We start from the raw sequence: 13493 nt of genomic DNA, 5'->3' as shown, positions 1-13493 counted from the left end.
GGGTGGCGCTACAAGTCTTGCTCGCGCTCAGCCTGGTCATGGCGGTACTGTATTTCTGGCGCCCCGCAGACATTCGCACACCCGACAGTGCGACCGCTGAGCGGCGCGGTGATCTACCCAAAACCTACCTGTATGCCATACAACGCACAAGCTATGACGAAACGGGTGAGTTATCAGGTATTGTTCGCGCCATCAAAGCGCAGGATTTTCCGGAACAGCGTGAGACTCGATTCACACTGCCGCGTATCTACACCCATGATGGCGACGCGCGCACTTGGTCAGCGTCGGCTGACAACGGCAAGCTGAAGCACGGTTCGCAGAAACTCTTCCTCACAGAAAACGTCCAACTGATCAATGATCAGAGCACAGCAAGGCTGGACACCCAATCAATGACCCTGGATCTCAAGGCGAAAACTGCAATTTCCCGTGTTCCTGTAGCGATGACCGAGGGCGCCAACCGCATCGACGCACAGGGCATGGAAGCCGACCTGATCACCGAGCGTGTGCGACTGCAGCCCAACGTGGAGAGTATTTATGTTCCCATCAGCAACCAACCCTAACTGTATGCCCCGACTAAGCCTCGTGATAATGCTGGCTACGCTACTGATCAGCACGAACGCCAGTGCACTGCCTGAGGACAAAGACCAGCCCATCAAAATTGCGGCAGACACAGCGGTGCGCGATGAAAAACAGGGAACCACGGTATACAGCGGCAATGTCCGTATGAATCAGGGAACACTCAATATCGATGCGGACACCATTACCATCTACCACACCGGCGAAGATGCCAGCCGCATTGTTGCAACGGGCACACCGGCACAATTGGAGCAGCAGCCCGAAATCGACAAGGCGTTGTTGAAGGCAGAGGCGGCGACGATCGAATACTTCAAGAATGAGGAGCGTGTGCAATTGCGTGAGGCTGCACGAATTGAGCAGGACGGCTCTATCGTGACCGGCGATACCATCGATTACTTCATGGCCGAGCAGCTCGTAAAAGCCGATTCCAGCGCCAGAGATACGGGCAACCGCGTGGAGGTTGTGATACCTGCGCAGACCGTGCAGGAGAACCAGTAGCCCCATGGCAACCCTCTCCGCCAAGCATCTCGCCAAAGCCTATAAAGGGCGTGAGGTCGTCAGCGACGTTTCCATAGAGCTCGACAGCGGCCAGGTCGTGGGCCTGCTTGGCCCCAATGGCGCCGGCAAGACCACCTGCTTTTACATGATCGTCGGGATCATCAGGGCCGACCGCGGCGCCATCCACATCAATGGCGAGGACATCACCGAACTGCCTATGCACGAACGGGCACGCCGCGGGATTGGCTACCTCCCCCAGGAAGCCTCTATCTTCCGCAAGCTAAGCGTGGGCGATAACTTGATGGCGATTCTGGAAACCCGGCCGGACCTCAACCGTCAGCAGCGGCTCGCGCGTCGGGACGAATTACTGGAGGAATTCCATGTCGCCCACCTGCGCGACAGCCTGGGTCAGGCGCTGTCGGGCGGCGAAAGGCGACGAGTGGAGATCGCCAGAGCGTTGGCAACTGAGCCCGATTTCATCCTCTTGGATGAGCCTTTCGCAGGTGTCGACCCCATCTCGGTCAATGACATCAAAACCATCATCACCCACCTGCAGCAGCGCGGTATCGGTGTCCTGATTACCGACCACAATGTTCGCGATACCCTTGATATCTGCGAGACCGCTTTCATCGTGGGTGAAGGCCACATCATTGCCTCTGGCAGCGCAGAGACCGTGCTCGCCGATGCCAAAGTGCGTGAGATCTACCTAGGCGATCAGTTCCACCTGTAAAAAAGGCCACTCACAGTCGCATCAGGGGGGCGCAGCTTTAACCAACACGCAATTTCCTTGCCAATTTCTTGCTCAGGCAGTAATTCCAGCGCTACACTGACAATACACACCGTGTAGCGAGCCTTATCAGCACGCCAATGAAACAGTCTCTCCAGCTTCGACTGGGCCAACAACTCACCATGACGCCGCAGCTACAGCAGGCCATACGCCTGCTGCAGTTGAGTACGCTGGATCTTCAGATGGAGATTCAACAGGCGCTGGAGAGCAACCCTATGCTGGAGATGGAAGAGGACCAGAGCCCTTCCGACACACAGGCAGAGGAGGCTCCAAAAGCGGATACACCCGAGGAGGCTCAGGTAAGCGCTGAGGAACCGGCCGCTCCAGACTACGAGGCCGAATGGGATGGCAAGCTGGGTGACGATCTGCCAGTGGACACCCAGTGGGAGGACTTGATCCCCACTTCCGCACCTGCACCGGCGCCAGAGGCTACCGACTACGACCAGGACGCGCGTCGCGCCGACGGTCAATCCCTGCGCGACCACCTGCTGTGGCAGTTGAATCTCAGCCGCATGTCAGACACCGATCGCGTCATTGCCATGGCAATCATCGACGCCACCGATGACGACGGCAGGCTCATTGAAAGCCCGGAGGCCATCTGCGAGTCGTTACAGGACGACGAAGCAGAGATTGAGCTGGACGAAGTGATGGCCGTGCTGCATATGCTGCAGCAGTTCGAACCTGCCGGCGTCTGCGCACAGGACCTGCAGGAATGCCTGCGTATACAACTGCAACAATTGCCCGCAGACACGGCGTATTTAGAACGGGCCAAAGTGCTGGTTAACCGACACATGAATCAGCTGGCATCGGGTGACTTTGCCCAAATTATGCGACGTATGCGCCTGAGCGAAGACCAACTGCGCGACGTGCTGTCGGTGGTGCAATCACTGGATCCACAGCCCGGACGCGGCATTGGTGAAGACACTACCGAATACATCGTGCCGGATGTGTTCGTTACCAAGCGTGAAGGTCGCTGGGTAGTAGAGCTGAATCCTGATATCGCGCCACGGCTGCGCATCAATAGCCAGTACGCCAGCATGGTGAAGCGCGCCGATACCAGTGATGACAACAACTTTCTGAGAGAAAACTTACAGGAAGCAAAGTGGTTTCTAAAAAGCCTTCACAGCCGCAACGAGACCCTGATGAAGGTGGCCAGCCGCATCGTTGAGCGCCAGAGAAACTTCCTGGAATATGGCGAAGAAGCCATGAAGCCGCTGGTGCTGCACGACATCGCAGAGGCGGTAGACATGCACGAGTCCACCATTTCGCGGGTCACCACGCGCAAGTACATGCACACCCCCCGTGGCATCTTCGAACTGAAGTACTTTTTCTCCAGCCATGTCGCAACGACCAGCGGCGGTGAGTGTTCTTCAACCGCAATTCGCGCACTGATCAAGAAACTGGTGGCCGCAGAGAACCCACGCAAGCCCTTGTCAGACAACAAGATTACCCAGTTGTTGGAAGAACAGGGCATCAAGGTTGCAAGGCGAACTGTCGCCAAATATCGCGACACATTGCTGATCCCACCCTCCAACGAACGCAAGAGATTGGTCTAGAATAACAGTAGCCGCCGATGGCGAATCCGAGACGGCTGACATCACTGCAAGAAGGAGCACTGTATGCAACTCAACGTTAGCGGACACCATGTCGAAGTGACCGATCCACTGCGTGAATATGTGGAGAGCAAGTTCGAGCGCCTGCAACGACATTTTGACCAGATAACCAATACAGACGTGACCCTGATCGTAGAAAAACTCGTGCAAAAGGCAGAAGCCACCGTGCACATTTCCGGCGCCGACATCTTTGCCGCAGCCGAATCAGACGACATGTACGCAGCTATCGACGCGCTGGCCGATAAACTCGATCGCCAGTTAATCAAGCACAAAGAAAAAGCGCGAGGCCACTGACCTCACTGATGGATGTTCTCAAGCAACTGCTCACGCCGGGTAGAACCCTGTGTAAGGCACCCGGCGCTAGCAAGAAACGCTTGCTTCAAACTGTTGCCCAACTCATTGCCGAAGACCAGATATCCCTGGATGCCACCGAGCTGTTTACCCAGCTCGTGGCCCGGGAGAAGCTTGGCAGTACCGGACTGGGTGACGGCATAGCAATACCCCATTGCCGCATCGAGAACTGCGTACACCCACTGGGAACGCTGGTCACCTTAGACAAGCCCGTGCCCTTCGACTCCCCCGACGGCCAGCCCGTCGATCTGATGTTCGTACTACTGGTGCCAGACGAAGCTCACCAGGAGCATTTGGATATTCTGGCCTCGCTGGCGCGTCTGTTCAGCCAAACTGACTTCTGCGACACACTGCGCAGCCAAGCCGAACCGGCCCAGCTCTACCAAACGGCCGTCAACTGGCCCGGGTGAACCATGGAGTTGGTAATTATCAGCGGGCGTTCCGGATCGGGTAAAAGTACAGCCCTGCATCAGCTGGAAGACGAGGGTTACTACTGCATCGACAACCTCCCCGTGTCCTTGTTACCTGACCTGGTCAAGGAAGTTCGGCGCGATCCTTTCCAGCACTTCCGCGGCGCGGCCGTGTGTATTGACGCTCGCAATGCCTGGAAGGATCTTGCGCGATTCGACAGCATCATGGGAGAACTGCCGGAGGCACTCAATACAACAGTGTTGTACTTGGATGCAGACGACAATGCCCTAATCAAACGCTTCAGTGAAACTCGCAGAAAACACCCCCTCAGTAGTGAAACACTGCCACTTGCAGACGCGATAGACAGGGAAAGGGATCTACTGGAACCGCTGGCCAGTGCCGCCTCGCTGGTGCTAGATAGCAGCCAGATGACGATCTACGAGCTGCGAGACGCCATACGGCAACGCGTAGTCGGGAACGCCGAGGGTGAGATGTCCATCCTCATACAGTCTTTCGGTTTCAAACGGGGCTTACCCAATGACGCTGACCTAATCTACGATCTGCGTTTACTGCCAAATCCCCACTGGGTGAAATCCCTACGCGTGAAAAACGGGCTGGACGCGGACGTCGCCGAATTTCTGGAAAATCAACCACTGACCGACGAGCTCTTTAATGATATCAGCACGTACCTCAAGCGCTGGCTCCCAGAGTATGCCAACAGCAATCGCAGCTACATGACGGTTGCCCTGGGCTGCACCGGTGGCCAGCATCGCTCGGTCTATATGACCGACCGGCTCTACAAGGCCTTCAAGAGTGACTACCCTCACCTGCATGTGCGGCACCGCGAGTTGCAGCCCTGATACCATGCTGACGCAGACCACCACCATCGTTAACAAACTTGGCTTGCACGCACGAGCGGCTGCCAAGTTCGTGGGCTGCGCCTCCGCCTTTTCCAGCAAGGTGCGTATCGCCGCCGGTGAAGCGCCCGTGGACGGCAAAAGCATTATGTCGGTCATGATGCTGGCCGCAGGCAACGGTACAGAGGTAACACTGGAAGTGGATGGCGCCGATGAGGCCGCCGCCATGGATGCGCTGCTCGCACTGATCGCAAACCGATTCGACGAAGCGGAATAATACCGCCCCCCGGCATAGCCTACGCGTGGTGCTGATCGCCCTTTTCCCGGATAATTGCAGCCTGGCCACCCTCGAGAGAGGGTTTTTTATGCGGATCGAACCATGAGTCAGACAGCCGTAAAATCGCAGACGCAGTTGGACCTGCTATCGCTGGCACTCGGCAGCGGTACGCTGGATGACGTGCGTCGCATGCTGTCCGATATGCCCGCTGCCGACGTTGCCTACCTACTTGAGTCCTCGCCTCCGAAACATCGCCATGTACTGCGGAAGATGCTGGATGATGAGCTCGCTGGCGAGGTCATCAATGAACTCAGCGAGGACCTACAGGCAGATTTCCTGGGCCGCATGGATGCCGAGGAAGTTGCACAGATCACGGAAGGCCTGGACGACGACGACGTCGCTGACATCCTTCAGCAGTTGCCAGACCGTATTACCAATGAAGTGCTGGACTCGATGAACCAGCAGGATCGTGCTCGACTAGAACAGGTGATGCAGCACGCGGATGACACCGCGGGCGGCCTGATGAATACCGACACGATTACCATTCGCGCCGACCTCACGCTGGACGTGGTCCTGCGCTACCTGCGGCGGCACGAAGAAATCCCAGAGATGACCGACAACCTGATCGTGGTGACGCGTAACGACCGCTATATCGGCCTGCTACCACTGCGAACACTGCTGGTGGCCGACCCGGCTGTGTCCGTCCGCGAAATGATGATTACCGATCAGGAACCCATCCCGGCCACGCTGCCGGACGATAACGTGGCGCGTCTTTTCGAGCGCAATGACTGGGTCTCTGCACCGGTGGTCGACGATAACGGCAAACTGCTGGGCCGAATCACCATCGATGATGTGGTAGACGTTATCCGCGAAGACGCAGACCACTCGCTGATGTCCATGGCAGGCCTGGATGAGGATGAAGACACCTTCGCACCCATCCGCCGCACTGCGCCGCGCAGGGCCATGTGGCTGGGCATCAATCTGGTCACCGCCTTTATTGCCGCCTCCTTCATCAACCTGTTCCAGGGCACCATCGAGAAAGTAGTCGCTCTGGCCGTGTTAATGCCTATCGTGGCATCGATGGGCGGCATTGCTGGCACACAGACGCTCACCGTTCTGGTCAGGGGTATGGCCCTGGGTCAGGTTACAGCTACCAACCAGGGTTGGCTGATCAATCGGGAGTTCGCCATCGGGCTGCTCAACGGCGTGACGTGGGCAGGTGTCGTGGCCATTGCTGCCTCTGTCTGGTTTGAAGACTGGACACTAGGCCTGGTGATTGCCTGCGCTATGGTTATCAACCTGGTGACTGCAGGGCTGACCGGCGCCGCACTGCCACTGTTGTTACGACGTATGAACATCGATCCCGCACTGGCAGGTGGTGTTGTGCTAACCACCGTCACGGACGTTGTGGGCTTTGTTTCTTTCCTTGGCCTTGCAACGGTGTTTTATGGCTGACGATACCCACCTTGATGATGAGGACTTCGGACCCAGCAAAACCGAATTGAAGCGGGAGATGACTGCGCGTCAGGACCTAGGAGTGGCACTGACACAACTGAGTGAGCGTGAGTTGGCGCAGATCCCGATCGACGATGAGCGCTTGCGCCTCGCGATCGAAGAGGTCAAACGCATAACCACCAAGAGCGCCCGCCGCAGACACTTTCAGTTCATCGGCAAGTTGATGCGCGATATCGACCCCGAGCCCATTCAGCGCGCGCTGGACCTGCTCCATAACGCGCACGTACAGCGGACCGAAGCGTTCCACGAATTGGAGAATCTGCGCGATGCCGTGCTCGCTCAGGGAGACTCCGGTGTGCAACTGGTTATGGATCGCTGGCCGCAGGCCGATCGCCAACAGCTGCGCCAGATAGTGCGCCAGCACGCGAAAGAATCCGGCGCGGGCAAGCCACCGGCGGCCAGTCGGAAGCTGTTCAAGTATCTGCGAAGCCTGTCTGAAGAGGCCTAGCGCCGGACTAAGTACGGTTAGGGCCTGACAAGGGAAGGCTTAGGGCCGATTGGGGTCAGCAGACATCGCATCACCGGGCAATGGCGCCCAGTTGGCCAAAACACTGTTAGGGTCTTCGGCACTGCCGCCAACGATCGAAGAGGCGGCACTGGCATTGTCGAAAATGCGATCAAAAGACACGGTCGGGTTATCCAATGCCCCTTCGACGGTGTAGACGCCACTGGTGAAACGGTTCACCTGATCCTGGAAAACCCGGCTCACTACAAACACACCGGCAGCGACTGGCAGGCCCGCAGCCAGTGCCGCCATCCACGGCAGGTTATTCGCCACCGGCAGGGTGACGACCAGCTCTCCGTCGATAGTACCCGCCACCAGGTCTGAAACGCCGCTAAATTGGAAGCCACTGCCAGCGCCGCGCACCTGCATGCTGGGCACCTCAAGCTTGCCCGCGTTCAGAAACACCTGGGATGTAAGCTGCTCAAAAGGAATTCCTGATTCGAAGGTATGACTGAGGGATAGGCGCCGCACGATATCCGCCAGGTTAAGTATGGAGACAACGCGCAGGGCGCCGCTGGTCCCCGAAGACGCACTGAGGAAGCGGCCTTCGCTGGTTTCGAGCTCGATACGTCCCGTTGCAGAATCGAAGTCAAATGCCTCTGGACCGCCCGGCCACAAAAGAGTCATTTCCGACCGCCCGCTCTCAGTCTCCAGAATGCGCTGATAACCCAGTTGGTCAAAGCTGTCGCCGATATCGCCAAAACTGAGCGGTAAGCGCACACGGGTAGAGTCAGCCTGCCCTACCGTTCCCTGGCGCCACACCAGTTCCCCCGGTGCCTGTGGCTGCAGTGCAAAACCGGCAATCTCTCCCGTGATCTGCTCTGCAACAATGGCAGGGCCGCTGGAGCGAAGGGCAAGTTCCAGATTACCCAGGTTATTTCCCTGGTAACGCAGCTCGTCCACAGTGACAGACAGTGCTGGCAGTTGCAGCGGTGCTGACTCATCACTCGCCACCGTACTCGCGGGGCTTGCCTCCGGACTGTTAGGGTCCTGATCGGCGCTCAGTTCAGATAGGTTAAGGTAGGACAGCGCCACATCCCCACTCTCGGCGGCGTAGTCCATCGCGAGCGCACCTTCCAGCAGGGCGTTTTTCACGGCGAGGTCCCAGCGCTGGTCCGCTATTGTCAGGTCGATAGACGTGTCAGTAAAGCGGCGCCCCCAGAGCAACACATCCTCCGCAAAAAACTGCTTTGCAGTAATGGGGAACTCGGGAACCGAGGCTTCCGGCGCGTTGGGATCAGGCGTGTTGCCCTGGCTGAAGTACTGCTCGGCAAAATCCAGCCATGACTGAACATCCACCGAGGGCGCGCGTCCGCTGATCAACAAGCCCGAAGACGCTGCGCGATCTTGCGCACGCAGGGTGTTGTCATTGCCGAAGTACAGCGATGCGCCCTCCAATTGCCCGCTTGCCAAGGCAAGAGACAACTGAATGTCCTCAAAGCGAAGCTCAATCGGCAATCGCTCTCTTGTCAGCGGTAACGTCACCTGTAGCTCCCGCTGTTCTTCGGCGGACTTGCGCCAAGGGAGTGGTAGATCCAGTGAGACGCCCGAGAGTGAGGTGGTTGCGGTCAGCTTTGGTGTCTCACCCGGTGGTATATCCACGGTGATATCAACCGGGGTCACACCCTGCGCAAGCTCTAGGGCCGGCAGTGACAACCAATCCGTAAGCGCCTGCGTGTGCACATCGCCCGACACTGAAACCCGCACAGGCTGTGCGCCAGGGGGTGTACTCTGTCCGGAGTCTACCTCGGCAGTGGGCCGCGAATCGTTTACGCCAGAAGTTGCAGGCCCCGACACCGCAGGCGCGATTGCCGCAGACACAGGCCGGTCCCAGAGAACGCCTCGTAAATCATCGCTGCGCAGGCCGGTGGTTCCGCTGTAGCTCACGGTGCCGGCCACATCGTAAAGATCGAGGTTAATGGGCGTGATGCCCAGCTCTGCGTCCGCCAATATAGCCCTCACGTCCACACCCGGATTATCCCCGGGACGGTTCAGGTTAAGTGCAAGGTCCAGTGTTGTTTCAAGATCGCCGGAGAGGGTCCAGGCCTCAAAGGCGTTATTCGTCAGCGTGGCAATGGGCGAACCATTGATCACTGTCAGGCCGTCTGCCGCAGGGCCGCCCAATACAGTATGCGCTTTGAGCTGAATTTCTTTTGCGCTGTCCCGCCAGGTCTCCACCGACAGGGACTGAACGTGTGAGTCCAAAAGTTGCGCCTGGTCCGCCCAGACGCTGACACGCGCATCATCAATCAGTACGGTACCCGCGAAGCGGGAAATCGCAGGCCAATCAGGACTGTAGGTCAGTGCGGTGTTGGCCAGATCAAAGCCGAGTTGCACCGTGCGGTAGGGGGCGCCGCCCTTCCCTTTCAGGCTTCCACGCCATAGGAAGGCGCCGGTGTTTACATCACCCTCACCAATACTTTGACGCAGCCAACTGAGCAGGCCTTCGTTCAGGGTATACGGCAGGTACTTGTTGCGATGAATGGGATCGGCCTCAGATAGGCCTACCAACAACTCCATCTCTATGCCCTGTGGCTGAGCCGAGAACGGTACCGTCAGACCAAAGAGGGCGCGCACATCCCCCTCCGCCCCGGCTGCCCGCACCAGTGAGCTGCCCAACTGCAAGGCCTCCTTGTCCCAGTCGATACTGATCCGGGCACCAAAGTCATCGAACACCAGGGGGCTGTCATACACGGTTGGAAATGCCATGGAAAACGGTGCGCTGTCTAGCAACACCCACCCGCTGCCGGGGCGAAGGTCCAGAAACCCTTGGGCACCGCGCACCCCCGGTGCCCCTCGCCAACTCTCTACCGCAACGTCTTCAAAGCTGGCTTCCAGGGCCCAGTTATCAGCCATGGCCTGTAACGATTCAAAATTGAACTCGGCGCTGACCAGGCGACCACTGGGCGAGAGCGTGTCGAACACAGAAGCCAGCCCGGTCGGCACCGGCTCAAGACTGGTTAGGAACGCATTCAAAGGCGCTAACTCGATGGCTTCGGCGCGCAGCCTGAGGCTATTTTCCCTCAAGTCCGCCTGCAGGCGCGGCAACTCAACCGCATTTCCCTGATGGGCGATCTGGACATCCTGCATAAAGGCGGTCCAGCGATCACGCTGGCGTTGCAGGCTGGCTGTTAGTTGCAATGCCTCCAACGGCACCTGTGCTCTACCCGCCTCCCCGGCACGGCGCAGATCAAGCGACTCAGACGCCAACGCCAGCTTGACTTCCGGCTCGCCAGAGGCCCAACTGACCCACAACTGCAGCTCGCCTTCGCCGCTGGCCCGCACCGGCACATTGTCCGGAAGGAAGCGGCTCAGCACATCAATATCATTGAGCCTTAGCCGCGCATGTAAGTCGCCGTCGTAAGTATCCAGATTAAAGGGATTGCCAACCCCCCGTGCTGCCACATCTATGCGCACACCGGCAGCCGTGGTTAGCGTCGAGGCAAGGATGCGCTGACTACCCATACGATCCAGTTGCAAATCCAGACTCAGGGAGCGGCTATCACCGTCTTCAAACGCAAGGTCAAGCCGATTGCCCACCAGTTCGAGCCGCTCTACGTTACGCAGAAAATTCTCAAACCAGGCGCGGAACTGCCCACCGCCGCCGCCACCGAACCCCGCTATAGTGATGCGGCCGTCACCATCCACAGCGCCCGACAGTGACAAACCGCGTAGCTGCACGCGACGGCCTGTTAGTTGACGATTATTCAATGTATGAAATGCATCCAGAGTGAAGCGACCCTCTGCCAGCTCCACTGGCGGGATGCCCGGATCATCGAAGACAATCTTGAGGTCCGTAAACACCAGCTCGGGATTAAACGTGCGCCAGTCACCCCGCACCTCACGCGCCTCTATGGTGAAGGGCAGTCGCGCATTGAGCTGCGACAGTATGTCATCCTGGTAGCCACCGATATTGGACATCAGGTAGCGCCCGAGACTCACATAAAGCGCAACCAGCACCACTGCAATCACAGCGATGCCCCAAAGCACTCGACTCAACTTGTGAAAAAGGGAGTTCTCCAAAACGTCTCTCGTTCGACCACTCAGCAGCAGGTGTTTACTACTTAGAGCAATACAATGTCGAAGTGTTCCTGCCCATAACCGGGCTCAACCCGGAAACTGATGGTTTTGCCGATGAACTCCTCCAGGTCGGCCACGTTGGACGATTCCTCATCCAGCAAGCGATCAACCACGGCCTGGGAGGCTAGCACCAGCAGGTTGTCATTCTCATAGGCGCGGGCGTCGCGCATAATTTCACGGAAAATCTCATAGCACACTGTCTCCGCCGTCTTCAGCACACCTCTACCGTTACATACGGGACAGTCTTCACACAGGAGATGTTCCAGGCTCTCGCGCGTACGCTTACGCGTCATCTCCACCAACCCCAGTTCGGACACACCGGTAATCTTGTTACGCGCGGGATCCCTGGCCATCGCCTTCTCGAGGGTGCGGTGCACCTGTCGCTTGTGTTCAGCATCCTGCATATCGATAAAGTCGACGATAATTATGCCGCCCAGATTGCGCAGCCGCAGCTGTCGTGCCAGCGTGGTTGCGGCCTCGAGATTGGTTTTGAAAATGGTCTCTTCCTGGTTTTTTCTCCCCACGAACGAGCCGGTGTTCACATCGATAGTGGTCATCGCCTCAGTCTGGTCGATAATCAGGTAACCACCGGATTTCAGCTCCACCTTGCGGCTTAAAGCCTTTTGAAGCTCTTCCTCGATGCCGTGGATGTCGAACAGTGGACGTTCACCGGGGTAGTGTTCCAGTAGCTCGCTTATCTCAGGCACGTAGTCGCCGCAAAAGGAGGCGAGCGCGGTGTAGCTCTCTTTGCTGTCTACCCGGACCCGTTCAACGCCGGGGCGGGCCAGATCGCGCACTGTACGCAGGTGCAGCGGCAGATCTTCGTACAAAAGTTCAGGCTTGGTAGCTGCCTTGGCGCGGCGGGACACTGCTGCCCAAAGCCGGCGCAGGAAGCGCAAGTCTGCCGCGATTTCATCGGCGCCTGCTCCCTCGGCGGCCGTTCTCAATATGTAGCCGCCGCCTATGTCAGCGTCTTCTTCCACCAGGGCGCTTGCCAAGAGCTGCTGCAGACGCTCTCGCTCCTCGGAATCGTCAATCCGCTGCGACACGCCCACGTGATTACCGTCAGGCATATACACCAGATAACGGGACGACACCGAGAGCTGCATGGTCAGCCGCGCGCCTTTGGTACCCAGCGGATCCTTGGTGACCTGCACAATGATCTTTTTACCGTCGTGCACTTGCTCACTGATAGAGGCAGTGTCGCTTTCCACAATGTCAGAAACGTGGATGAAGCTATTACGCTCCAAGCCAATGTCGACAAAGGCTGCCTGCATACCGGGCAACACGCGACGGACTTTGCCCGCGTAGATATTGCCAACGACACCGCGACTGGCGCTGCGCTCGATGTAGATATCCTGGGTAGCACCATTTTCAACCACGGCAACGCGGGTCTCCATGGGTGTAACGTTCACCAGAATCTCTTCACTCATTGCGCAGGTCTCCGGTGGTCAGGTGCGAAGGAATGCCCTGGGCCGTCAGCAGGGCCCAAGTCTCGTGCAGGGGTAAGCCCACAACATTACTGTAGCTGCCCTGTATGGAGGTGACAAAAGCACCACCTAGGCCCTGAATGCCATAGCCACCCGCCTTATCGTAAGGCTCATCCGTTGCCAGGTAGGCTTCACAGGTTGCCCGGTCAAGGCCGGCAAAGGTAACGTCAGTGATGACCGACTCGACGATGGAACTGCTATTCGCGATCAGGCAAATACCCGTCATCACCTGGTGTGTGCGTCCACTCAAACGGGCCAGCATAGCGAGACCAGCACGCGCATCTGCAGGCTTACCCAAAATATCCCCATCGACAACGACCGACGTATCTGCAGCAAGTACCGCGCAGTTCGGGTAGAACGCGGCAACTGTTTTGGCCTTCTCCGATGCAATACGCTCAACATACTCGCGCGCGGCCTCAGCGGGCATGGGTGTCTCGTCGATATCTGCGGACTGCACGCTGAAGCTCACACCCAATTGCGTCAGTAATGCATGCCGACGCGGGCTGGCAGAGGCAAGTATCAATTGCGTCATA

At 58.0% G+C, this 13493-nt stretch carries 13 protein-coding genes; 10 read left to right on the top strand and 3 right to left on the bottom strand.

Annotated features, from left to right (window positions below; all coding sequences use genetic code 11):
* The first annotated feature begins 2 nt into the window (after positions 1-2).
* The 10 genes from lptC (at position 3) to yjgA (ending at position 7333) form a co-directional block, all read left to right on the top strand.
* Complete coding sequence (lptC, locus tag IE089_RS00995; RefSeq protein WP_189474328.1) at positions 3-560, top strand: LPS export ABC transporter periplasmic protein LptC; 558 nt, start codon at positions 3-5, stop codon at positions 558-560.
* The gene (gene lptA, locus IE089_RS00990; protein ID WP_189474326.1) at positions 535-1074 is read left to right on the top strand and encodes a lipopolysaccharide transport periplasmic protein LptA; all 540 of its coding nucleotides are present in this window, start codon (positions 535-537) and stop codon (positions 1072-1074) included. The genes lptC and lptA overlap by 26 nt, the downstream gene beginning before the upstream one ends.
* Positions 1075-1078: 4 nt before the next feature.
* On the top strand, positions 1079-1804 hold the full coding sequence (gene lptB / locus IE089_RS00985) for an LPS export ABC transporter ATP-binding protein (protein ID WP_189474324.1): 726 nt from the start codon (positions 1079-1081) through the stop codon (positions 1802-1804).
* A gap of 137 nt (positions 1805-1941) precedes the next feature.
* Positions 1942-3417, top strand: a complete 1476-nt coding sequence (locus IE089_RS00980; RefSeq protein WP_189474322.1) for an RNA polymerase factor sigma-54 — start codon at positions 1942-1944, stop codon at positions 3415-3417.
* A 63-nt stretch (positions 3418-3480) separates the two neighbouring features.
* Entirely contained in the window at positions 3481-3768 is a 288-nt protein-coding gene (hpf, locus tag IE089_RS00975; RefSeq protein ID WP_189474320.1) for a ribosome hibernation-promoting factor, HPF/YfiA family, read from the top strand.
* An 8-nt stretch (positions 3769-3776) separates the two neighbouring features.
* Positions 3777-4235: a PTS IIA-like nitrogen regulatory protein PtsN gene (gene ptsN / locus IE089_RS00970; RefSeq protein ID WP_189474318.1), complete on the top strand. Its 459-nt coding sequence runs from the start codon at positions 3777-3779 to the stop codon at positions 4233-4235.
* A gap of 3 nt (positions 4236-4238) precedes the next feature.
* Positions 4239-5096, top strand: coding sequence for an RNase adapter RapZ (gene rapZ / locus IE089_RS00965; protein WP_189474316.1), 858 nt, complete (start codon positions 4239-4241; stop codon positions 5094-5096).
* A 4-nt stretch (positions 5097-5100) separates the two neighbouring features.
* On the top strand, positions 5101-5370 hold the full coding sequence (locus IE089_RS00960) for an HPr family phosphocarrier protein (protein ID WP_189474314.1): 270 nt from the start codon (positions 5101-5103) through the stop codon (positions 5368-5370).
* 102 nt (positions 5371-5472) lie between these two features.
* Complete coding sequence (gene mgtE, locus IE089_RS00955; protein WP_189474312.1) at positions 5473-6825, top strand: magnesium transporter; 1353 nt, start codon at positions 5473-5475, stop codon at positions 6823-6825.
* Entirely contained in the window at positions 6818-7333 is a 516-nt protein-coding gene (gene yjgA / locus IE089_RS00950) for a ribosome biogenesis factor YjgA (protein ID WP_189474310.1), read from the top strand. Before mgtE ends, yjgA begins: the two co-directional genes overlap by 8 nt.
* 39 nt (positions 7334-7372) lie before the next feature.
* Here the strand turns inward: yjgA and IE089_RS00945 are convergent, their stop codons facing one another.
* Genes IE089_RS00945 through IE089_RS00935 form a run of 3 tightly spaced genes read right to left on the bottom strand, consistent with a single transcriptional unit; the run spans position 7373 to position 13492 of the window.
* Positions 7373-11413 carry a YhdP family protein gene (locus IE089_RS00945; RefSeq protein WP_189474308.1) on the bottom strand — a complete coding sequence of 1347 codons (4041 nt, stop codon included), beginning with the start codon at positions 11411-11413 and terminating at the stop codon, positions 7373-7375.
* 41 nt (positions 11414-11454) lie between these two features.
* On the bottom strand, positions 11455-12903 hold the full coding sequence (rng, locus tag IE089_RS00940; RefSeq protein WP_189474306.1) for a ribonuclease G: 1449 nt from the start codon (positions 12901-12903) through the stop codon (positions 11455-11457).
* Positions 12896-13492, bottom strand: coding sequence for a Maf family protein (locus IE089_RS00935; RefSeq protein WP_189474305.1), 597 nt, complete (start codon positions 13490-13492; stop codon positions 12896-12898). Before IE089_RS00935 ends, rng begins: the two co-directional genes overlap by 8 nt.
* Between the last annotated feature and the right edge of the window lies 1 nt (position 13493).

It is taken from the genome of Parahalioglobus pacificus (genome assembly GCF_014652275.1).
Taxonomy (GTDB): Bacteria; Pseudomonadota; Gammaproteobacteria; order Pseudomonadales; family Halieaceae; genus Parahalioglobus; species Parahalioglobus pacificus.
The sequence above is the reverse complement of the archived record's forward strand: the minus strand, read 5'-3'. Positions and strand labels throughout refer to the sequence as shown.

Coding starts and splice junctions, on each gene's coding strand:
- lptA (WP_189474326.1), top strand. CDS start 535: ATGTTCCCATCAGCAACCAACCCTAACTGTATGCCCCGACTAAGCCTC.
- lptB (WP_189474324.1), top strand. CDS start 1,079: ATGGCAACCCTCTCCGCCAAGCATCTCGCCAAAGCCTATAAAGGGCGT.
- IE089_RS00980 (WP_189474322.1), top strand. CDS start 1,942: ATGAAACAGTCTCTCCAGCTTCGACTGGGCCAACAACTCACCATGACG.
- hpf (WP_189474320.1), top strand. CDS start 3,481: ATGCAACTCAACGTTAGCGGACACCATGTCGAAGTGACCGATCCACTG.
- ptsN (WP_189474318.1), top strand. CDS start 3,777: ATGGATGTTCTCAAGCAACTGCTCACGCCGGGTAGAACCCTGTGTAAG.
- rapZ (WP_189474316.1), top strand. CDS start 4,239: ATGGAGTTGGTAATTATCAGCGGGCGTTCCGGATCGGGTAAAAGTACA.
- IE089_RS00960 (WP_189474314.1), top strand. CDS start 5,101: ATGCTGACGCAGACCACCACCATCGTTAACAAACTTGGCTTGCACGCA.
- mgtE (WP_189474312.1), top strand. CDS start 5,473: ATGAGTCAGACAGCCGTAAAATCGCAGACGCAGTTGGACCTGCTATCG.
- yjgA (WP_189474310.1), top strand. CDS start 6,818: ATGGCTGACGATACCCACCTTGATGATGAGGACTTCGGACCCAGCAAA.
- rng (WP_189474306.1), bottom strand. CDS start 12,903: ATGAGTGAAGAGATTCTGGTGAACGTTACACCCATGGAGACCCGCGTT.
- IE089_RS00935 (WP_189474305.1), bottom strand. CDS start 13,492: ATGACGCAATTGATACTTGCCTCTGCCAGCCCGCGTCGGCATGCATTA.